This window comes from Virgibacillus doumboii, assembly GCF_902806455.1.
Classification (GTDB): domain Bacteria; phylum Bacillota; class Bacilli; order Bacillales; family Amphibacillaceae; genus Lentibacillus; species Lentibacillus doumboii.
The window spans coordinates 2788557-2809778 of the sequence record NZ_CADCWQ010000001.1 but is presented as its reverse complement, the minus strand read 5'-3'; the positions used below and the strand labels follow the sequence as shown (position 1 = coordinate 2809778).

At 35.5% G+C, this 21222-nt stretch carries 21 protein-coding genes and 1 pseudogene; 16 read left to right on the top strand and 6 right to left on the bottom strand.

The features are described 5' to 3' along the window. The first annotated feature begins 19 nt into the window (after positions 1-19). The 4 genes from G6R02_RS13995 to fosM all read left to right on the top strand — a co-directional run bounded on the left by G6R02_RS13995 (position 20) and on the right by fosM (position 1954). On the top strand, positions 20-562 hold the full coding sequence (locus tag G6R02_RS13995) for a hypothetical protein (protein WP_164669843.1): 543 nt from the start codon (positions 20-22) through the stop codon (positions 560-562). Positions 563-580: 18 nt separating this feature from the next. Next, a complete protein-coding gene (locus tag G6R02_RS13990; protein ID WP_164669842.1) occupies positions 581-1078 on the top strand; it encodes a GNAT family N-acetyltransferase in 498 nt (165 codons plus the stop codon). 254 nt (positions 1079-1332) lie between these two features. Continuing rightward, positions 1333-1524 carry a hypothetical protein gene (locus G6R02_RS13985; RefSeq protein ID WP_164669841.1) on the top strand — a complete coding sequence of 64 codons (192 nt, stop codon included), beginning with the start codon at positions 1333-1335 and terminating at the stop codon, positions 1522-1524. Between the two features lie 16 nt (positions 1525-1540). Next, positions 1541-1954 carry a FosM family fosfomycin resistance protein gene (fosM, locus tag G6R02_RS13980; RefSeq protein ID WP_246202569.1) on the top strand — a complete coding sequence of 138 codons (414 nt, stop codon included), beginning with the start codon at positions 1541-1543 and terminating at the stop codon, positions 1952-1954. 7 nt (positions 1955-1961) lie between these two features. Here the strand turns inward: fosM and G6R02_RS13975 are convergent, their stop codons facing one another. Beyond that, on the bottom strand, positions 1962-2423 hold the full coding sequence (locus tag G6R02_RS13975; RefSeq protein ID WP_164669840.1) for a GNAT family N-acetyltransferase: 462 nt from the start codon (positions 2421-2423) through the stop codon (positions 1962-1964). 148 nt (positions 2424-2571) lie between these two features. Between G6R02_RS13975 and csaA the strand changes: the two genes are divergently transcribed. From csaA to G6R02_RS13960, 3 genes are read left to right on the top strand one after another with little or no spacing between them, the layout of a single operon-like run. Then, positions 2572-2901 carry a chaperone CsaA gene (gene csaA / locus G6R02_RS13970; RefSeq protein ID WP_164669839.1) on the top strand — a complete coding sequence of 110 codons (330 nt, stop codon included), beginning with the start codon at positions 2572-2574 and terminating at the stop codon, positions 2899-2901. Positions 2902-2916: 15 nt separating this feature from the next. Continuing rightward, entirely contained in the window at positions 2917-3381 is a 465-nt protein-coding gene (locus G6R02_RS13965; RefSeq protein WP_164669838.1) for a GNAT family N-acetyltransferase, read from the top strand. A 12-nt stretch (positions 3382-3393) separates the two neighbouring features. Beyond that, the gene (locus tag G6R02_RS13960) at positions 3394-4188 is read left to right on the top strand and encodes an HAD family hydrolase (RefSeq protein ID WP_164669837.1); all 795 of its coding nucleotides are present in this window, start codon (positions 3394-3396) and stop codon (positions 4186-4188) included. Between the two features lie 56 nt (positions 4189-4244). On the opposite strand, the gene G6R02_RS13955 is transcribed toward G6R02_RS13960, so the two are convergent. After that, positions 4245-4553 carry a hypothetical protein gene (locus G6R02_RS13955; RefSeq protein ID WP_164669836.1) on the bottom strand — a complete coding sequence of 103 codons (309 nt, stop codon included), beginning with the start codon at positions 4551-4553 and terminating at the stop codon, positions 4245-4247. Positions 4554-4937: 384 nt separating this feature from the next. Between G6R02_RS13955 and G6R02_RS13950 the strand changes: the two genes are divergently transcribed. Continuing rightward, positions 4938-5390 carry a hypothetical protein gene (locus G6R02_RS13950; protein ID WP_164669835.1) on the top strand — a complete coding sequence of 151 codons (453 nt, stop codon included), beginning with the start codon at positions 4938-4940 and terminating at the stop codon, positions 5388-5390. 467 nt (positions 5391-5857) lie between these two features. Here G6R02_RS13950 and G6R02_RS13945 read toward each other — a convergent pair whose 3' ends face one another. The 3 genes from G6R02_RS13945 to G6R02_RS13935 form a co-directional block, all read right to left on the bottom strand. Beyond that, on the bottom strand, positions 5858-6355 hold the full coding sequence (locus tag G6R02_RS13945) for a hypothetical protein (protein WP_092494067.1): 498 nt from the start codon (positions 6353-6355) through the stop codon (positions 5858-5860). A 135-nt stretch (positions 6356-6490) separates the two neighbouring features. Continuing rightward, positions 6491-7015 (bottom strand): MauE/DoxX family redox-associated membrane protein, encoded by a 525-nt coding sequence (locus G6R02_RS13940; RefSeq protein ID WP_164669834.1) that lies wholly within the window; start codon positions 7013-7015, stop codon positions 6491-6493. A 3-nt stretch (positions 7016-7018) separates the two neighbouring features. Next, entirely contained in the window at positions 7019-7939 is a 921-nt protein-coding gene (locus G6R02_RS13935; RefSeq protein ID WP_164669833.1) for an ABC transporter ATP-binding protein, read from the bottom strand. A 458-nt stretch (positions 7940-8397) separates the two neighbouring features. Here G6R02_RS13935 and istA point away from each other — a divergent pair. Beyond that, positions 8398-9945, top strand: a pseudogene (gene istA / locus G6R02_RS13930) (IS21 family transposase). Beyond that, entirely contained in the window at positions 9942-10712 is a 771-nt protein-coding gene (gene istB, locus G6R02_RS13925; RefSeq protein WP_164669832.1) for an IS21-like element helper ATPase IstB, read from the top strand. The pseudogene istA and the gene istB overlap by 4 nt, the downstream one beginning before the upstream one ends. 31 nt (positions 10713-10743) lie before the next feature. On the opposite strand, the gene G6R02_RS13920 is transcribed toward istB, so the two are convergent. Further along, positions 10744-11397, bottom strand: coding sequence for a 6TM ABC transporter family protein (locus tag G6R02_RS13920; protein ID WP_164669831.1), 654 nt, complete (start codon positions 11395-11397; stop codon positions 10744-10746). 288 nt (positions 11398-11685) lie between these two features. Here G6R02_RS13920 and G6R02_RS13915 point away from each other — a divergent pair, with 288 nt between their 5' ends. The 6 genes from G6R02_RS13915 to G6R02_RS13890 all read left to right on the top strand — a co-directional run bounded on the left by G6R02_RS13915 (position 11686) and on the right by G6R02_RS13890 (position 21039). Beyond that, entirely contained in the window at positions 11686-11856 is a 171-nt protein-coding gene (locus tag G6R02_RS13915; RefSeq protein WP_164669830.1) for a hypothetical protein, read from the top strand. Between the two features lie 448 nt (positions 11857-12304). Further along, positions 12305-12943, top strand: coding sequence for a DUF4352 domain-containing protein (locus G6R02_RS13910; protein WP_164669829.1), 639 nt, complete (start codon positions 12305-12307; stop codon positions 12941-12943). An 813-nt stretch (positions 12944-13756) separates the two neighbouring features. Beyond that, complete coding sequence (locus G6R02_RS13905; RefSeq protein ID WP_164669828.1) at positions 13757-16336, top strand: ABC transporter permease; 2580 nt, start codon at positions 13757-13759, stop codon at positions 16334-16336. A 752-nt stretch (positions 16337-17088) separates the two neighbouring features. Next, positions 17089-17667, top strand: a complete 579-nt coding sequence (locus G6R02_RS13900) for a DUF4352 domain-containing protein (RefSeq protein WP_164669827.1) — start codon at positions 17089-17091, stop codon at positions 17665-17667. Positions 17668-17714: 47 nt separating this feature from the next. Continuing rightward, positions 17715-20297, top strand: coding sequence for an ABC transporter permease (locus tag G6R02_RS13895; protein WP_164669826.1), 2583 nt, complete (start codon positions 17715-17717; stop codon positions 20295-20297). Between the two features lie 58 nt (positions 20298-20355). Next, positions 20356-21039: an ABC transporter ATP-binding protein gene (locus G6R02_RS13890; protein ID WP_164669825.1), complete on the top strand. Its 684-nt coding sequence runs from the start codon at positions 20356-20358 to the stop codon at positions 21037-21039. Positions 21040-21222: the final 183 nt, after the last annotated feature.

Here is a 21222-nt window from a genome sequence, read left to right as displayed (position 1 = left end):
GGTGGCAGGGAGTGTTTTTATGCTTAAGCCGTTGAAATCCATTTTTGTTGCTTTTTTGATATTTATGGTCGGTTGTACAGATACAATAGGGTATGCCGATGATGAAGTTGCGGCAATTGTGAGAGGTGAAGAAATTACGATTGGCGAATTACGTTTTTTGTACACGGATGACAAAGTTCTCGAAATGATTGAACCGACTGTGAAAGCTAAGTTAGCGGTCCAAGAGGCAAAGGAAATGAACATGGATGTTTCCGAGCAAGTAGAAGAATCAGTTGAATTTGGCGGGGAACTTCCACCTGAAGATGTAGACACTGAACCAGCAAACTCTGTACGGGACTTTGCTGAGTCTCAGGCAAATAAGCTTGGAATGGATACGGAAGAGTATTATAAAAAATACGTTGAAAAAAATATGGAAGTAAGTGCGTATGTGACATCTTATTTTGAAGAAAAGCTTGGTGAACCAACAAAGGATAATTTTGAAGAATATAATGAACAGACAAATCAATTGCTGCAGGATTTAGTAGAAGAAAATGAAGATGAGATAGAGATACTAATCAAGTAATCAGGAGGCCAAAGTCTTATGTTAATCAGAGAGATAAAAATTGAAGATGCCGGGAATTTAATCGATCTTATAAAGGAAGTTGAAGCTGAGTCTAATTTTATGCTAATGGAAGCTGATGAGAGAAAGACCACACCCGAGCAGCAGCGGAAACATATAGAACATATTGAACAGCAAAACAATTCAACGATATTTGCAGCAGAAGATGAAGAGAAATTAGTAGGCTACCTGATCGTTATGGGCGGTGGCGTTAAGCGCACGAAACATTCTGCAAACCTTGTTGCAGGAATCTTAAAGGACTACAGAGGACAGGGAATCGGATCAGCTTTGTTTCAGAAATTGGATGATTGGGCAAAAAACAATAACATTTCCCGACTGGGACTTACAACAGTAACGCAAAATGAGGCAGGACTTGCTCTGTATAAGAAAAATGGATTCGAAATAGAGGGTACGAAGCGGAATTCACTTATTGTTGATGGAAAATCTTATGATGAGTATTATATGTCGAAATTGTTGTGAGTATCGGATCTGGAAAAATTATAAAATATAATTCTGTAAAACTACTTGAGGAGAAATACGATGGATGCAGAAAAGAAATTTCAGTTCACATTGTTGTTCAGTGCAGTATTTGGATCACTGTTTATTTTTCTGATTGCCAAACTTATATGGGAAGATGCGCATTCTTCAATACTACTATTTCTATTATTGATTGGGTTTATTATAAATGCTGTGATATCAACTTGCAGGTCGAACAGAAAAGGGAGGTGCAGGCTTTGGAATTATGGGTACTCGTGCTGATCATTGTTGGCGGAATAATCGGCGTGGCCGTCGTTGTTGATGTAGTTGCACGGTTGAGAGGCAGGAAGATAGACATGAGTAACAGCGAAAAATATAAAAAATCAAGAAATAAACATAAACCGATGTTAGATCAGAAAAGTTACGACCGCGATAATCATTTTTTGTAAAAATGGAGGTGTACCTGTGAAACTGAATCATTTATTGTTTTCCGTTTCAGATCTGGAAAAGTCCATACAATTTTATCGAGATGTTTTCGATGCGAAGTTGTTGGTAAAGGGGAGGAGTACAGCTTATTTTGACCTTGATGGCATATGGCTTGCTTTAAATGTGGAAAAGAATATCCCCCGTAATGAAATCCATGAGTCCTACACACATACAGCATTTTCAATTAAAGAGGAAGAGTTTGACCCAATGTATGCAAGACTGGTTCGGCTTGGGGTGAATATTTTACCGGGACGGCCCAGGGATGAACGGGATAAAAAGTCCATATATTTTACCGACCCGGATGGGCATAAGTTTGAATTTCATACAGGAAATTTGCAGGATAGGCTCGAATACTATGAACAGCAAAAAACACACATGGAATTTTTTGATTGATAGGTGTCTACAGGGTTTTAAACATGTGAATTCGCTGATTATCCTGCTTATATTCTGCATATCCATTGTTTTTGTATAAGTTAATTGCGCTCGTCCATTTTTTGTTTGTTTCCATAACCGCCTGAGAATAGCCCATGTCCTTTGCACAGTTTTCAAGATGCAGCAGCATTTTTCGGGCAATACCCTGTCGTCTGAATTCTTTTTTTACTGACATTCTTTCAATTCTGGCAGTGGTCGGGTTTTCTTTTGTTATGGCTCCAGTACAGATAATCTGATGGTGAAGGAGTCCAACAAAAAAGGCATTCCCATCGATGGTATAATTTGCATAAATATTTTCCAAGTCCGGATTTAATGAGTAGTCAATGAAGCCAAAACGTTCCCTGAAGCCTTCAAGGATAATATCTTTTGCTTCATTTTGTTGCTGTTTGGAAATTTTGGCGAAGTTTATTTCGTCGACTGCTTCCATCATTTAACACCTTCACACTGTCCATTATACTTGTTCTATTATATAGTTTAAGACAAGTAGATTGTCAATTCTTTGTTTTGAGGGTTAATGTATGTATAAAGTGTCATCTGTTTATATTGATATGGATAATTTTTATTAGGAGGTAATCTTTATGGCAACGATTGAAGACTTTATGAACCTAGATCTTCGGATTGGAACGGTGCTTAAGGCAGAACCTTTTCCGGAGGCACGCAAACCGGCAATCAAACTGGAAATTGATTTTGGTGAAGTTGGAGTAAAGCAGTCTTCGGCACAAATTACAAAGAGGTATGAACCTGAGCAGTTGATTGGAAAGCAGGTAGTTGGTGTCGTGAATTTTCCACCAATGCGGGTAGCTGGATACAAATCTGAAGCATTAGTGATTGGAGGCGTCCCTGAAGAAGGGGATGTGGTGCTTTTGGGGCCGGATGAACATGTCGAAAACGGTACCCGTATTTCATAATTTGAGGGGATTATTGTGACTTATATTTTCAAACAGATAACACAGGAGCAGGCCGAACATATTGCATACCACTGGCACTATGATGGGGAATATGCGTTTTATGATATGAAGTCGGATGAAGAGGACCTGGCTGAATTTCTAGATTCTGAAGCGCGTGGTGAACTGGTGTATGTCGTTCTGCAAGCGGATGAGCTGGTCGGATTTTTCAGCTTTTCGAAAACGAATGAAATTACTGTTGATATCGGACTTGGCATGCGCCCTGATTTAACAGGGAGAGGGGAAGGGTTGGATTTTGTTAGGGCTGGTATGGAATTTGCTGAATCGGAGTTTTATCCGGAAAAGCTTACACTTGCAGTAGCTGCGTTTAACAAACGTGGGATAAAGGTGTATGAAAAAGCTGGGTTCCAGGTGGTTCACAGTTTTTTGCAAGCGACGAATGGCGGTACATTTGAATTTGTGAAAATGGAGTATGATTGCTAAGGAGTGATGCAGATGATTAAGGCAATTATGTTTGACCTGGACGACACACTGCTTTGGGATAAAAAAAGTGTAGACAAAGCTTTTAATAATACTTGTAATCTCGCCTTCGAAAAATATCGTGTTGATCCTGTTGAACTGGAAAAAAATGTCCGGGAAAATGCCAGGAAACTGTATGCTTCTTATAATACATATTCTTTTACACAGATGATTGGCATTAATCCTTTTGAAGGACTGTGGGCGGATTTTGACGATGATGGGGAAGGGTTTCGTGAACTGAAAAAGATTGCTCCGGCGTATCAAAAAGAAGTATGGATAAGCGGGCTGAAGGATATGGGAATTGATGATCTCCAGTTTGGATATGAACTTGCCGAAACATTCCCTGAAGAACGAAAGCGGAATGCACTTGTTTTTGATGACACGTTTCACGTATTGGAGCAACTAAAAGGGAAATATCAGTTGCTGCTGCTGACAAACGGTTCTCCCAGTTTGCAGGAAGCAAAACTTGATTTAACTCCGGAACTGAGGAGGTATTTTGATCATATTGTGATTTCGGGAGCTTTTGGAAAAGGGAAACCAGATCCTGATATTTTTATGCACGCACTCGGCCTTCTTTCCGTTGATAAAGAAGAGGTGCTGATGGTTGGAGACAATCTGAAGACAGATATTCTGGGTGCTTCCAGGACAGGGATAGCCTCGGTCTGGATTAACCGGCATTGGGAAGGGAAAGAAGATGTGGTACCAGATTATGAGATTTCTCAGCTGGAGGAGCTGCTGTCTATTATTGAGAAGGTTGATGGGCGGGGATGATGATGCTTAAATGTGTTTTTATGCTATGTTTACCCCCGTTCTGTAACATCACATAATCAATCGTATTCTGGCTGTACAATAAATTCTTTTCGTTCATCATCCACAAACATGCGATATGTTTGGCTTGGATGGAGCTTGGCAAATCTTTGAATCTCTTTAGGAATTAAAATGAAGTTATTGTGAGAGATATGACGAACATTTTCCGTTGTATATTCTGGAACTCTACGAATACGGATTTCTTTGTTTTTATATGATATTTCCGCATTTGATCCAGGCTGCATACCTAAAAGTTTCAGCCATCCTGCAGGTAAATAAATGTGTCCGTATTTCGGGAATTTAGCATACCGCAACTCAATGACACTCATGATGAATACCTCCTACATGTGCTTAACCACATAAAAAGAAATATAAACATCAGAAAAGTAGTCAGTAGTTAAATGAAATAATTGTCAAAATATACCCCCTACCAATAAAGTAAACCGTTCCGTTTTGAGGTGCACAATGTTAAATTGACATAAGAAATGGCATACGAATCGTCGTATGCCGTATCGCTTTAATATAAGGAATTTGAACACTTTTTATAATAATTTTAATGGACAGAGATTGTTGTACACTCAAAATTAAGTGGCAAATGGTGTGTCAATTGGGATACCAATTCTTACGACGTTTCTAATGATAAATCTATTAAAAACACATTTGCTTCTAACTGGCAGTTTGTTGAGTAAGGGGTCAGAGGAGGCAGATGTTACTTGGAACCAAACCCTAAGAAGTGGTGGGAAATAATCTTTAAATTAGTAAATGAATTAAAGGAAAATAACATCATATATAGTTTCGATGCCTCAACAGCACTTTTCGTAAACGGTATAGATTCCTTTGATATGGAAGATTTGGATATTATGATTCAATGGGATTGCTATGAAGGTGCATATGAAATGTTCAAGAAATATAGTCCAACACCTGCAAGTCAGAAAGGTGGTTTTTGGCATTTCAGATTTTATGTTGATGGTATGGAGATACATTTGATGTCTTCAGAAGAAATCAACAATCTGCAAGAAGACCCAGAACGCAGATGTATTGAAAAAGAAGGTGTAAAAATTTGGTCAAAGTCCATTTATTTTTATCGACGGTATACAAATGACTTTTTCCTTAAAAAATTGATTGATGATTATATAAAGAAAACTAATGATAATAAAAAAGTTTGAATCTAGTCTGCAATAGATAAAATATAAACAAAAAGAAAATGATATAGTTGTTCAACTAACGGGCCAGATTGTGGAATAACTCTTTATAAGTGAAATAGTAAAAGAGTGATCCCGTTCTGGCAACAGGAGGCGTATTCATTCCCTTTCAAACTCGAATACCAAAGCAGTTTTTAATTGAACATAAAAAATGTAAAGAATATGTAGTTCAAGTGGGAATTAATCAGGAATGCAGCTAACATTTTTAGTTATTATGGAAAGGAAACTAGCGAGGAGTTCTCCCTTTTGGATTTCCAAACCAGAAAACAAGCATACAGAATATAATAATTATCCTTAGATTGTCAGCTGGTGAGGGTTCATCTTCTGACCAAAAGGGAATTGCATCGAAACAAAATCGGATTGTTTCTTTTTGGAAGCCAAAGATACAATGTGGACAAGGGAAAACAGTTATTTTGAAGGCTAAAATCCCCTTAGTTTTGGGGTGTGAAACTTAATTCATTACTATGTGTTATCCTGCTAATATTTGTTACAATTCCTTTATCAATGTTGATTACTCTAGGTACAGATCTCAAACCAAGTGAGTTAAAGAATTCTTCTGATTCTACCATTTTAATTTTATTTTCTAAAAGAATAGTTTTTTGTTTAATTGGAATTACACCATTACTTACAATAACAAAATCACGAAGTTCCATTTCAGCCTGCTCAAATCCATTAATAATTTCTTTACAAGTCGAGCACTTAACCGATACGGCCATTATAATTAGGTCTCCTTCAAAAGCAATATTTTGTTTACTAAGATACTCCAAATTAATTTGTTGCCCAATATGAAGCTCTTTGGCGACACTTAAATAAGGGCTTTTTGCAATTGTCTCCATATAAAACATTAATAAATCTTTAGACCTTTTTAACAGCAAAAAATTAAAAACAATTATGATTACCATACATATCAGAATAGCTATTTTAATCATTTTTCTTCTCCTTGTTTGGTAAGTCTATCTGTTCGATTTGCTGAAAAAAACCGTTTACTGTTTTGAAGTAGCTAAGAAAACAAAAACTCTGAATCAAAATTACACATAGCACCAATAATAAAAGAATGTTTACTATCATGCTAACAGCTCCTTTCTCAATCTTTTAATAGTCTGCATTTCTATAACTATTAGATACAAACAAAAACCTGAAATTACTAATATATTCAGTAGGACGTACGGTACTAACAATATTTCTCCCGATGGCAACAGGTACACCAAGAATAACCCTGATATAATCAAAATATTTCTGGAAATAAGCTTATACGAAATATTGTGATCCCCTAATACTCCACCACATCCGCACGACAAATCCTTTCTTCCACGTAATAAATTTATTAATATAGCTAATGTATAGATGAATGTAAGTATCCCTAACATAATAATTCCTATAACGGCATGAAATCGAAAAATTATCAGTAAACTAGAAATCACTTCTATGGCAATGAATCCTAAACTAAAAGGAATTGAAAATTGATGGGGCAATATTTCATAACTAGTAAAGATTTTAACATGGTCTGAAAGCCCTTTAATTTTTGTAACTGCTGAGAACATAAACACATATGCAAAGAATAATGCTATGGTAATACTAAATATACCCATGCTTTACCTCCTCATTTTTTCTTTGTACATATCTGATTGATTATTATAAAGTTCTGTGTAATGACCATCTATTTTCAGTAATTCTGAATGATTACCTTGTTCAACAATTTTACCATCTTTTAATACAATAATATGATCCGCCAAATGACACGCATACATACGATGTGAAATATAAATTGATGTTTTTCCTTCTGTAATCGACTTAAAATTCATAAATAACTTCTTTTCTGCTATTGGGTCTAGTGAAGATGAAGGCTCATCTAGTATTATTAAATCAGAATCTTTAATAATTGATCTTGCTAAAGCAAGTTTTTGCCATTGACCCCCGGACAAATCCCTACTCCCTTCAAAAATCCTTCCAAGTTTAGTATCATATCCTTCAGATAAAGTGCTTATGTAATCATGTATATCAGCCTCAATAGCAGACTGAATCACTTTCGATTTTTCCTTTTTTGTGTCTCCAATTAGTATATTTTGAAAAGCGGTTAATTCATACATTCCAAAATCCTGATATATAACAGAGATTTTATCATAAATTTCTTCTTCTGATAGTTGTGTGATATCATTACCGAATAAATTTATTGTATCTTCAGGAACTTGGTATAAACCAATTAGACATTTTATCAACGTAGACTTCCCTGAACCGTTACTGCCTACAATCATTACGCTAGAACCTTTTCTAATTTTCAGACTTATGTCCATTATAGCATTGCTATTTTCAAAAGGATATTTAAAACTTAAATTCCTTACTTCTATCACATTATCAGGCGGTTTCTTATTATTAAAGCTTCCTTTTCTAACTGCTTTTTCAGGAATGTTAAGAATTAAAAATATGTCATTTATATAATGTGTCCCTTCTTTAAGGTTAGATGTCATATAAGATAAACTACTTATAGAGCTCAAAACTCTTTGTATGGCTTCCATAATAGAAACGAAATCACCTATACGTAATTTTGATTGAGATAATAAAGAAATGATAAGAAAAAAGGATGCAGCAAATGTTACTGAGCTTAGTAACTCTAGACTAAGTAACTTTTTGCTTTGACTAAGCTCTTGTTTTAGTACTTCTCCCCTATTTTTATTGAAAGAATAAGTCCATTTATTAAATAGGTAATTAAAAGATTGGTTTACCCTTTGTGAATGCTAAACTAAAATAGACAGTTTTTGATAGATAAAATTGAACACTTTTTTACCAGCATACTATGGGGATTTGACATTGAAATAGGTGTCGCCCCGGGAGGGGCGGCACCTATTTCAATGTCGCGCGGTCGTCTCCCCGTCCCCATTAAATAATGACCCTTATTGTTGTATAATATGATAGATTTTTAGAATTCATATCAGCAATGGAGGGAACTTGAAAGGTGGAAAAGTGGCAAGTGTATATGGAAATATATCGACTAAAGCAGCAAGGATTTAAGATAAGAAGAATTGCAAAGAAGTTAGGGATATCGAGAACAACGGTCTACAAGTACCTTGATAAATCGCCGGAAGAAATGAGCTAATGGATGGCTTCAACCAAAACAAGGTCGAAAAAGTTGGAACCGTATGAAATGCTTATCCACACATGGCTCAGTGAACATCCTGACCTATCGGGTGCACAAATTTATGATTGGTTGCAAGAAAGATATAAGAACCTAAACGTTGGTGAGAGCACTGTACGCGGTTATGTCAGGGAGCTACGGGAAAGGTACTCCATACCCAAGACAGCATTTAAACGAATCTATCAAGCCATTCCAGATCAACCAATGGGTCAACAAGTCCAGGTTGACTTTGGACACACCAAGCAGAAAACATCCGATGGGAAGGAAGTCAAATTAAACTTTATTTGTTTTGTGCTTTCGCATTCCAGATACAAATATATGAAGTGGCTGGATAGACCGTTCGTAACAAAGGATGTGATTCAATCACATGAGGATGCATTTCAGTTCTTTGGGGGGATTCCGCACGAAATTGTTTATGATCAGGATTCATTAATTGTGGTCAGTGAAAATGCAGGAGATTTGATTCTAACGAGTGAATTTCAAGCGTACCGTGATGAAAGGAAATTAAACCTTTTGGTTTGTCGGAGGGCAGATCCTGAAAGTAAAGGACGTATAGAAAATGTAGTTGGATTCGTCAAGAAAAACTTCGCGAAGAATCGTGTCTTTCATACGATAGATAAGTGGAATGAACAAAGCGAATCATGGCTTGAGAGAACAGGTAATGGCAGGGTTCATAATACAACAAAAAAGAGACCAGTCGAAGTGTTTGCCCTAGAAAAACAACACTTAAGACCGGTCACTACAAGAATTACTACTTCAAGTATTGATTCAAGTATATCAAGAACGGTTCGAAAGGACAATACCATTATCTACAAGTCCAATCGCTATTCCGTCCCTCTCGGGACATATAAGAAAGATAAAGAGGTACATATTGAAATTACCGATGATAACCATTTAATCATACGCGAGCACCCAGAGGGAGCTGTTATTGCGGAGCATCAAATTAGTCATGAAAAGGGGAAATTGATTCAGCATAGCCAGCATACGCGTGATCGCTCCAAAGGAATACCGGCATATATTACGAGTGTTTCAGAGCAGTTTGAAAATACAGAGATGGCTTACGCCTATCTGGAGGAAACTCGTAAAAGGTATCCTCGTTATATTCGCGACCAGCTTCAACTTGTTTCACGCACACTTAAATCTGTTGATCAATCGGTGATAAATGAGGCTTTGGAAGAATGTATTCGTCGAAATTTATACAGTGCAACTGAATTTAGCGATGTCGTTCAATACATCAAGCAACAATACCCGTTGAGCAATGAGCAGCAGGATCAATTCAGAGAAAATCCTAAACCTCTCCATGGCTTAGATGAATCTATCATAAATGCGAAACCGCAAACGCGTGAGGTAAGTGAATATCTGGAATTATTGAAAGGAGCCTCCGTATGAGTCATTCATTGAAACATATTCAACAACAATTGCGAGCATTAAGGCTGTCGGAATCCGCCGATTACCTGCCGACGCTTATTACGCAAGCTGAATCAGATGAGTGGACATATCGAATGTTTCTAACTCGTTTGGCAGAATATGAACAAAAGCGTCGCGATGAGAAACAGATTGAAAAAAGATTAAAATGGGCTGCATTCCCTTCTTATAAAACGCTGGATGCGTTTAACCTTAACGAACAACAATCATTAAGCAAGAAGCATATCAGCCAACTAAAAGAGTTTACATGGTTGGATCAATTATACAGTCTTATCCTTTTGGGACCGCCAGGTGTGGGGAAAACACACTTGGCAACGGGGCTAGGGATAGAGGCCATTTATCAAGGGTATAAAGTTTCTTTTATCTCCATGGGAGATTTAATTCATACATTAAAAACGGAGGATATTATAAGGAAATCACAGACAAAAATGAAACGTATCAGGAACTCCAATTTAGTGATTATTGATGACCTTATGTTTATGGCAATGGATAACCGTGAGGCGAACTTATTCTTCCATTTAATAAACGACCTATATGACAAATCTTCCATCATTTTAACGTCAAACAAGGCACCAAATGAATGGGGTGATCTATTAGGTGACCCTAGTCTAACCACAGCCATATTGGATCGGATAATACATCGGGCTGAAGTCATACATTTTCGAAACGATGACAGTTATCGTATGAAACATCGTTCTTCCATTTTTGAGAACGAAAGTGTTCAAAATTAATTAGCAAAAAGTGTTCAATTTTACTTGACGGTCACACCCTTATTTCTTTATTATACTTTCTATCTATAAACAAACTAAATATATAGTTTTGCTCTCTTGCAAAAGGTGTCATATACTTAGCTAGCCAATAACGATCACTTCCGAGCTTGTTTTGTATAAACAGTAACGGAATAGAAAATGTAACTAAAATGATAACAAATAAAATATGGAATTGTAATAAGAAAAGAAGAATTGAGATAATTGTAATTAAAGATCTCACTATTTCTAGCAAATTATTAATTGGCCCTAAAAACTGGGAACCTAAATCGCCATTTGTTCGTTGAATTAAATTATAAAACTCATGATCTTCAAGCCTTTCGTAATTAACAGAAATCATTTTTCGTGAAATTTTGGTTTTGATATCTAATTCTATATTTAATTGAATAACCGCCCTTAGATACTCGTCAATTTTTGTTAATACATTGATAAAAATAGTTAGTCCTATTTGCATAAATAGTAAAAATATTATATTCATTAATTCAACTTGATCTTCAAAATAAAATTGAACGGAATTTATTAGTCTTTGTAGGATTATTATTGATAATAAAGGTAATGCACCTTTTACTATTTTTAATACAGTAAGAAAACTGAAAATGATAGGATTAATTTTAAATATTATTAAAAATGCTTTTAACATAGTTTTCAAACGAAAAACTCCTATCTTTTTCAAAAATTATATCATGAAAATATAAATAAAAAAAGATAGAAAAGATTGACTATTCCATTATATTGCATTACTATTAAAATTGTAACTATTTTATATTTTAATTTTATAAATCTTTTCATTAAAACTTTTTTCACTACAATAAATCAGCTTAGATTCCTCTTCTATGGAAGTTACAGCCTCAAAGAATCCACTCATAATAAAATTTCTTTTACTCATCCATGAAAAACAACTATATATTTTATTCTTGGAGAAAGGAGAGGATTAAAAATGAAAGCACCTAAACTTGACCCAATTGGTAATTGTGAAGGGCGAGAATTCTGTGGTGATGATATTGCATGTGCTCTTGGTGAACGTCATTTATACGTTGAAATCGTAGACTGCAAAACTGGAGCGCGCATCGGCACTAAGATAAAAGATAGATGCGGTTGCCGCTATTAAGGTCAGATATTTCCCAATTTAAGAGAAATTCTTTGCAGTAAATAGAGCTGGGACATAATGAAAAAGTGTAACACAAAAGACGAACAATGCTAGCGTAGTGAGTATACATAACTCCTCCGGGAACAAAAGGCTAGGTGACTACAAAGCGGATTAGCATTTCACCAGCTTACCGTGGAAAGCGAAGTATATTTCCAAAGTGGGTTATATGTACTTTTTTCGGCTGGTTCGGATTTTCTTTTGATAAAACACTTATGTCCCAGCTTCTTTTTCATAATTTCACTAAAAACACATAATAATTAAAGTGATTAATATTGTTTAAGTGTTTTGCAGAAAATGCCTTGCGGGGAAGCGAAGGACTTATGCAATCTGTTAAACAATAATAATTTTGTTGTTTTTTATAAATAGTATGATACTAAAAATCTACAAAGAATGTAAGGGGGAATTTTAGTTGAATAAACACATAAAAATATTAGGCATTTTCGTATTGGCATCAGGCTTAATAGTTGGCTGCTCAGAACAATCTGCAACAAAAAATGAACCTTCACATGACGTTGAAGGAAAAACGCAAGAAGAGAACCCGAATAAACAAGTAAATGAAGAATCTGAAGATGAGTCTAAAGAAGAACCTAAAGATGAACCTAAAGATGAACCTAAAGATGAACCTAAGAAAGTACTTATTAATGAGGTAAATGCTTTACAAATGGGTGATACTGCAGACATCGGTGGTATAAAGGTTACGGTTACCAGTATTGAACGTTATACTGGAGAGATGAGACAGTTTCGTGCATTGAAACAGGATCATGCAGTTAAGATTGGAGCCATAATTAAAAATACAAAGGACAGCGAGATACATCCTACCTCATATAGGTTTACTCTGTATGATGTTGAAGGTAATAAACTCAAATATGCCTGGCCAGCCTGGCCCGGTGGTAAAACTAGATTAAGAGAAGATCTTCCACCAGGAAAGAAAATACAGGGTGATATTTTCTTTGATGTACCTGCACAAGAAGGATCGTGGACACTTAAATATTCATCTGTAGTCAATTATGCAGAACCAGCGGCATTTTGGGAGATACCAGCAAAATAAAATTGGTAATCAACAAACAAATTTAATTATATAAAAAACTAACAAAAGATTTGCTTTGAGCATTATCAATAACTTTAATGTTGCAAATATATCTTGGGGTGATGTAAATGTTAATATTTACATTAATTATTTCAATTTATTATAGTTAACCTTTTATTAATTTCAAAACAATTAAAAATTGGTTTCTATTTAAAAATGCTTTTTAAAGGAAAATACAAGGAAGCAATTTGTAAATGGAGATAGAGTTAAGAATATTATATTATATAATGATTTGCAGCAGGAAATAAGTTTAGAATCACTGCTAGATAGATTAACAATTTTACTTGTGGTCGATACCGGCTGTGACGTTTGTGATTTGGATTTAAAGGAGTTTGCAAGCGAGTCTCTGCAATACGGATATGAATACAATTTTGTACCAATAATTTTCAATCCAAATACCCTCGATGACAAACTAGATTTTGGAAGGAATTATTTTAAGGAAATATTATTCGCAAATGATGATTTTATAAAAGATTTCAAGATTAGCTTATTTCCTACATTCTTAATAATAGATACTGATAGCAGATTTATTTCCTATGTTAACTTTGCAAGAGAATTTAAATATATAATTGATCCAAAACTCACATCAAATAATCAACCCATATATTAATTTTGTTAAAAATATAGATCAAAGATAATTACTATTTGCTGATAAGATTTAAACTTTTAAAGTAAGAAGAGTACTTAATTTTTTCATAACATTTTTATAACAAATTTACTGTTTACCCAGATCAATTTATTTCAGATTTATTATAAGAATGGAGGGATATATTTGTGATATCTCTTTTAATCAAACAATGGATGCGAAATAAAGAACGATTTCTCCTATCTATAGTCGGGGTGTTATTAATAAGCGGAGTTCTTATTTATTTATTCAGCTTAACAGAATCGACAAAAGGAACGGTTACTGAGACATTACAAAAGGAATGGAAAAGTGCATATGATCTCGTTGTTACGCCATCAGATACTGAAATACTTAATCAAAATAACTTAATGAAACCAAACTACATAAAAGGGATAAATGGCAGGATTAGTTATGAAAAATATGAAACAATTAAAGAAATAACAGGTGTAGAGGTGGCAGCTCCCCTTTCTGTTATGGGGTATACACAACTTTCGCTGTCTGTAAGAGATGCTTTTAATGTAGCAGAACCAGGGCTATACAAATTAAATATTCAAAAGACACATCATAATAATTTATATAAATCAACATTATTAGATGTTACATATTATACGCTTGCAGGCTTGACCGGTTCACGTCCTGATCTAAACTTTGGTACACATCTTTCTAACCCCAGTTTTACTTTAAGAAACGATCAGTTAATTGTTGGAATAGATCCTGAGCAAGAGGCAAAATTGGTTGGACTCAATGACAGCATAATAAGTTCAAATAATAGTAGATATTTAAACGAAAATGATACAGGAAAACAAGAAAAAACTGATAATGTATTTCATTTACCTGTTATCTTAAACCAAAACAGTTTCGCTAACAGTAATTATAAAGTAACGTTAGAAAAACTGGATATACCCTTTAAAACCGAAGCGCAACAAAAAGAAAGTGCCGAAAAAATTAGAGAAGGAAATGGTGAGGAATTTCTCAACCAAATAGATACGGTACCCGTTGATGAATATACTGTTACAGGAAAAGAACTGGAAGAAATATACTTTCAGACACTACAAAATCCTAGTAAAAATCGATCAATGGATATTGGAATTTCTCAATTAATTTATGCATCGAGTCCATTAAACTATCAAAAAATAAATAGTCCGTTTCCTAAAAGGTGGTCATCCAGTTTTCAAGTTCAAAATCAACAGGTTAACGGTGATGAGGGTTTGTTCCCAAAAGAATACTTACCACCATATGTGTTCAGACAACCTAAACCTGCACCTTACAAAGTCGAAAATGGAAGGCCCTCCTTTACAGTATTGAATTTTAATGTTATTGGTAAATATGATCCTAGTAACCTTCAAGTCAGCATGGATCCCTTGACAAAATTACCGCTCCAAACCTACCGGCCAGCGGAAGCAACGGTGGTACTAGACGAAAATAGGGAGCCGCTAAATCCTGTGAAAAAGATAGAGGGATCTGGTGCCCCGACAGCTCTATTACCAAATCCGCCTAACTTATTAACCACCGTAAAAGCAGCAGAAAAACTGCTCGGTGGTAACAGTATTTCGTCTATCCGGATAAAGGCAAAAGGAATTGAGGATTTTGGAAATGCGTCGCAATCGAAATTAGAGTCGATAAAACAGGAAATTATGGATAAAACAGGTTTACAAGTAACTATCACACGAGGTTCATCTCCACAACCAACAATCACGAAAATCGTTAATAAAGGGAAAGCTGAGGGATGGATGGAACAGTCATGGATCCACATTGGGGCTGCAATTGCTATTTTCAGAGAAACATCCCTTGGTTATACAAGTATATTACTTGCGGTTCTACTAATTGGAAGTATGTATGTATTGGCTACATCTTACGTTTCATTTTTAACAAATCGCAAAGAATATAGTATCTTGCTGGCACTAGGTTGGCGTACTAATATGTTGCGAATAATGATTGTAACAGAGGCTGTGTCTTATGTTATCTTAATAACTATTTTTACCACTGTTGTAGAATATATTCTAGCACAGAATGGAGCAATGTTTAACTTAGCAAAAGTAGGATTAGTTGGTCTGACATCCTGTTTCATTTATGGTTTTGGTATTTTAATCCCTCTGATTCAGGTTGGAAAATTAAAGCCATATCAAGGGATAAAAACCGGGGAAATTCATTCAAAATCCAAACGAATCTTTAAAAACCAATCCATAACCGGCTTGGTGACAAATCAAATTATGCAGCGTCCCGGGCGTAATTTACTGTCTATATTAGCCATAGCTTTACCATCAACGTTACTATCATTCTATATTTTTGTTTCATTCCATTTGGATGGCGTACTATACACCTCCTATTTAGGAGAGTTTGTCGCTGTTGAAGTGAATGAGTCACATTATTTCATCATGGGGGCCGCATTACTTGTCGCCGTTTTAACAACCGGTGAAATGTTGTGGCAGAACATTGTAGAGCGAAGAAATGAATTAGCTTTGTTTAAATCAATCGGTTGGAAAAACAGGATAATCGGCTTTTCTATTATATTGGAGGGAGCACTAATCGGGTTTCTCTCTGGAGTCGTGGGATTAATTTTATCTATTGCTTACATCGGCATTATGTACGGAATTTTTCCATGGGATAACTTGACTATCCTGTTACTAACTATTTGCATTCCAACGGTTATGGGGATTATTGGCGCAATTATACCAACTGTAAAAGCACTGCGAACCAATCCATATGAAGTTCTTAAGGAAAGTGCGTAAAACAACGGGAAATTACCAAAAGCCTGAATAAATACACTTAAAAAGACGATTAGGCTTAAAATTGAAGATTTTCCCTTTTGTCAATGCCACATAAAACATTGTATATTAAAAGGTAAACCACACGCACAAATTGGATTTAAAAAAGGGTTAGGTGTTACTGATTGTATATAATACCTTAATATTGGTTGTGTATCTGTCAAATCTTAATGGGATTAATGACCATCGATTGTGGAAGAAAGGGAAAGAAGGATGATATCCCCCTCTTTCCTTTTTCAATAAAAAGTCAACTTAGATTCCCCTTCTATGAAAAATAACAATCTCAAAGAACCCACTCATTAAATTTTTTTACTCATCCATGAAAAACCACATATTTTATATTCTAATAGAAAGGAGACAACTAAATGGAAGCGCCTAAACTTGGACCAGGTGGTTTATGTGAAGGTCGAGATTTTTGTGGTGAGCCTACATGCCTGTCAGGTGAACGTCACATATACGTCGAAATTGTTGACTGCAGAACTGGAGCACACTATGACACTAAGATAAAAGATAGATGTGCTTGCCGTTAAGGTAAGATGTTCCTCAACTTAAGAGGAACTCTTTGCAGTAAGAAGGCATTCTTTAAAGAATGCCTTCTTTCATAATTTCACTAAATACACATGTTTTATATGAGATTTTGAAGAAAATAGCCTATGTTAATTTTGTTGAATTGGTTCAATACTAAAAATCAGCAAAGATAAGGGGGGGATTTTAGTTTGAATAAACACATAAAAGTATTAGGCATTTTCGTATTGGCATTAAGCTTAATAATTGGTTGCTCAGAACAATCTGCAATAAATAATGAATCTTCACCAGATATAGAAGAAAAATCACAAGAAGAGAACCCAAATAAAGAGGTAAATGAAGAATCTAAAGATGAATCTAAGGAAGAACCTAATAAAGAGCTAAATGTTTTCAAAATAGGTGAGACTGCGGACGTCAGCGATATAAAGGTTACGGTCACCAGTATCGAACCTTATACCGGAGAGATGAGACAGTTTCGTTCATTGAAACAGGATCATGCAGTTAAGGTTGGAGTCATATTTAAAAATACAATGAACAGTAAAATATATCCTAACATATATGCATTTACTATGTTTGATGTTGAAGGCAACAAACTCCAACCTGCCTGTCCAAGTGGCAAAACTAATTTAGATGAAGAACTTCCACCGGGAAAGAAAGTAAAAGGTGCTTTTTACTTTGATGTACCTGTACAAGAAGGAGTATGGAAACTTAAATATTCATCTTTTGTAAATTTTGGAGAATCAGCTGTTTGGGAAGTACCGGCAAAATAAAATTGGTAATCTCTGAACAAATAATATAAGAATGGATGGATATATTTGTGATATCTCTTTTAATCAAACAATGGATGCGAAATAAAGAACGATTTCTTCTTTCTATAGTTGGGGTATTATTAATTAGCGGAGTCCTTATCTATTTATTCAGCTTAACAGAATCGACAAAAGGAACCGTTAATGAGACGTTACAAAAGGAATGGAAAAGTGCGTATGATCTCGTTGTTACGCCTACAGATACTGAAATACTTAATCAAAATAACTTAATGAAACCAAATTATCTGAAAGGGATAATTGGTGGGATTAGTTATGAAAAATATGAAACAATTAAAGAAATAACAGGTGTAGATGTGGCTGCTCCCCTTTCCGTTATGGGGTATACACAACTTTCGCTGTCTATAAGAGATGCTTTTAATGTATCAAATCCCGGGCTATACAAATTAAATATTCAAAAAACACATCATAATAATTTATATAAAACAACATTATTAGATGTTACATATTATACGGTTGCAGGTTGGACTGGTTCACGCCCTAATCTAAACTTTGGTGCATACCTTCTTAACGCTGGTTTTACTTTAAGAAACGATCAGTTAATTGTTGGAATAGATCCTAAGCAAGAGGCAAAATTGGTTGGACTTGATGATAGCATAATAACTTCAACTAACAGTAGATATCTTAACGAAAATGATACAGGAAAACACCATGCAAGATTTGATAATTCATTTCATTTACCTGTTATCTTAAATCAAAACAGTTTCGCTAACAGTAATTATAAAGTAACGTTAAAAAAACTGGATATACCCTTTAAAACCGAAACGCAACAAAAACAAAGCGCCGAGAAAATCAGAGAAGGAAATGGCAAGGAATTTCTCAACCAAATAGATACAGTACCCGTTGATGAATATATTATTACAGGAAAAGAACTGGAGGAAATGTACTTTCAGACACTACAAAATCCCCTTAAGAATTCATTGAAAGGTATTGGAATATCTCAATTATATTATGAATCGAGTCCATTAAACTATCAAAAAATAAATAGTCCATTTCCTAAAAGGTGGTCTTCTGGTTTTCAAGTTGCAAATCAACAACTTAACATTGATGGAGGCTTTTATTCAAAAGAATACTTACCACCATATGTGTTCAGACAACCTAAACCTGCAGCTTACAAAGTCAGAAATGGAAAGCCTTCTTTCACAGTATTGGAATTTAATATTATTGGTAAATATGATCCTAATAACCTTCAAGTCAGTATGGATCCCTTGACAAAATTACCGCTCCAAACCTACCGGCCAGCGGAGGCAACAGTGGTACTAGACCAAAATGGGGAGCCACTAAATCCAGTGAAAAAAATAGAGGGATCTGGTGCCCCGACAGCACTATTACCAAACCCGCCTAACTTACTAACCACTGTAAAAGCGGCAGAAAAGCTGCTCGGTGGTAACAGTATTTCTTCTATCCGGATAAAGGCAAAAGGAATTGAGGAATTTGGAAATGCGTCGCAATCAAAATTAGAGTCGATAAAACAAGAAATTATGGATAAAACAGGTTTACAAGTAACCATCACACGAGGTTCATCTCCACAACCAACTGTCACGAAAATCGTTAATAAAGGGAAAGCTGAGGGATGGATGGAACAGTCATGGATCAACATTGGCGCTGCAATTGCTATTTTCAGAGAAACATCCCTTGGTTATACAAGTGTACTACTTGCAGTTCTGCTAATCGGAAGTATGTATGTATTGGCGACATCTTACGTGTCTTTTTTAACGAATCGTAAAGAGTATAGTATCTTGCTGGCACTTGGCTGGCGAACTAATAAGCTGCGACAAATGATTGTAACAGAAGCTGTGTCTTATGTTTTATTGATAACTATTTTGGCGATTGGTGTAGAGTATATTCTGGCACAGAATGGAACATCGTTTAGCTTAGCAAAAGTAGGATTAGTTGGTCTAACATCATTTTTCATTTATGGATTTGGCATTTTAATCCCACTGATTCAGGTCGGAAAATTAAAGCCGTATCAAGGGATAAAAACGGGAGAAATTCATTCAAAATCCAAACGAATCTTTAAAAACCAATCGATAACCGGATTGGTAACAAATCAAATTATGCAGCGTCCTGGGCGAAACTTACTGTCTATATTAGCTATAGCATTACCATCAACGTTACTATCATTCTATATTTTTGTTTCATTCCATTTAGATGGCGTCCTTTATACCTCCTATCTAGGAGAGTTTGTCGCTGTTGAAGTGAATGAGTCACATTACTTCATCATGGGGGCCGCATTACTTGTCGCCGTTTTAACAACTGGTGAAATGTTGTGGCAGAACATTGTAGAGCGAAGAAATGAATTGGCATTATTTAAGTCAATTGGTTGGAAAAATAGGACCATCGGTTTTTCTATTATGTTGGAAGGAGCGCTAATCGGGTTTCTCTCTGGAGTCATGGGATTAATTTTATCTATTGCTTACATCGGCTTGATGTACGGAATTTTCCCGTGGGATAACTTGACTATCCTGTTACTAACCATCTGCATCCCAACAGTTATGGGGATTATTGGCGCAATTATTCCAACTGTAAAAGCGCTACGAACCAATCCATATGAAGTTTTGAAGGAAAGTGCGTGAGGATGTCTTCATAAGATTATCTATATAGTAATAAACCAGCAGTTAAGGAGATGTGTATATGAGTACTTCAATTAAATGTAAGGATTTAGAAAAGTCACATAAAGGGGATGGGGTAGAAACCCATGCCCTGCAAGGTATTAACTTGTCATTTAACAAGGGAGAATTTACGGCAATTGTTGGACCTTCAGGATTGGGAAAATCAACCTTATTAAGTTTGATTGGAACACTTGATCAACCATCATCAGGGAATATCTCATACGATGGAAAAAAACTAGCGAGTATGAAGCAGAAACAGATTGCTGATTTTCGGTTTGAACATATCGGATTTGTTTTCCAGCAGTGTCACTTATTCCACACTAACTTCCTTGAAAATGTCATGGCACCATTGTTCTCCAGAAAAGTTCCGTACAACAAAAAGGAGCGCGCCCAGGAAGTATTAAAACAAGTAGGCTTGGAAGACAAGGGAAATTCATTGCCATCACAATTATCAGGTGGGCAGCAGCAACGTGTGGCAATTGCAAGGGCGCTTGTCCATGAGCCAGACTGGCTGCTGGCTGATGAGCCTACAGGAAATCTGGATACTGAATCAGGGGAAGTTATTTTTGACATCATTCAACGTCTTAACTCTGAAAAGAATTGCGGAGTTCTATTTGTGACACATGACCATGATTTAGCGAGCAGAGCTAATAGAGTTATTAAGATGAAAGATGGGTCTGTAGTTTCGAGTTTAGTGGAAAGGTAAAGATTAAGAGAAAAGAGAAGAGACTAAATCGTATAATATTTTTTTCAAATAATCTCGGTTACTGTAATACTCAATATTGTTGTGACAGACTTCCAATTAAGGTTAAGGTTGTGGTAAATACTTGTTCCGCAAACGGGCGCATTTCCTTAATAAAGATTTGCGCTAATATTTATTATGAAGTTC

Excerpts from the sequence above, each read along its gene's own strand:
- G6R02_RS13990 (WP_164669842.1), top strand. The coding sequence starts at position 581 with ATGTTAATCAGAGAGATAAAAATTGAAGATGCCGGGAATTTAATCGAT.
- csaA (WP_164669839.1), top strand. The coding sequence starts at position 2,572 with ATGGCAACGATTGAAGACTTTATGAACCTAGATCTTCGGATTGGAACG.
- G6R02_RS13975 (WP_164669840.1), bottom strand. The coding sequence starts at position 2,423 with ATGATGGAAGCAGTCGACGAAATAAACTTCGCCAAAATTTCCAAACAG.
- G6R02_RS13915 (WP_164669830.1), top strand. The coding sequence starts at position 11,686 with ATGAAAGCACCTAAACTTGACCCAATTGGTAATTGTGAAGGGCGAGAA.
- istB (WP_164669832.1), top strand. The coding sequence starts at position 9,942 with ATGAGTCATTCATTGAAACATATTCAACAACAATTGCGAGCATTAAGG.
- G6R02_RS13955 (WP_164669836.1), bottom strand. The coding sequence starts at position 4,553 with ATGAGTGTCATTGAGTTGCGGTATGCTAAATTCCCGAAATACGGACAC.
- G6R02_RS13945 (WP_092494067.1), bottom strand. The coding sequence starts at position 6,355 with ATGATTAAAATAGCTATTCTGATATGTATGGTAATCATAATTGTTTTT.
- G6R02_RS13890 (WP_164669825.1), top strand. The coding sequence starts at position 20,356 with ATGAGTACTTCAATTAAATGTAAGGATTTAGAAAAGTCACATAAAGGG.
- G6R02_RS13960 (WP_164669837.1), top strand. The coding sequence starts at position 3,394 with ATGATTAAGGCAATTATGTTTGACCTGGACGACACACTGCTTTGGGAT.
- G6R02_RS13935 (WP_164669833.1), bottom strand. The coding sequence starts at position 7,939 with ATGGAAGCCATACAAAGAGTTTTGAGCTCTATAAGTAGTTTATCTTAT.
- G6R02_RS13940 (WP_164669834.1), bottom strand. The coding sequence starts at position 7,015 with ATGGGTATATTTAGTATTACCATAGCATTATTCTTTGCATATGTGTTT.
- G6R02_RS13995 (WP_164669843.1), top strand. The coding sequence starts at position 20 with ATGCTTAAGCCGTTGAAATCCATTTTTGTTGCTTTTTTGATATTTATG.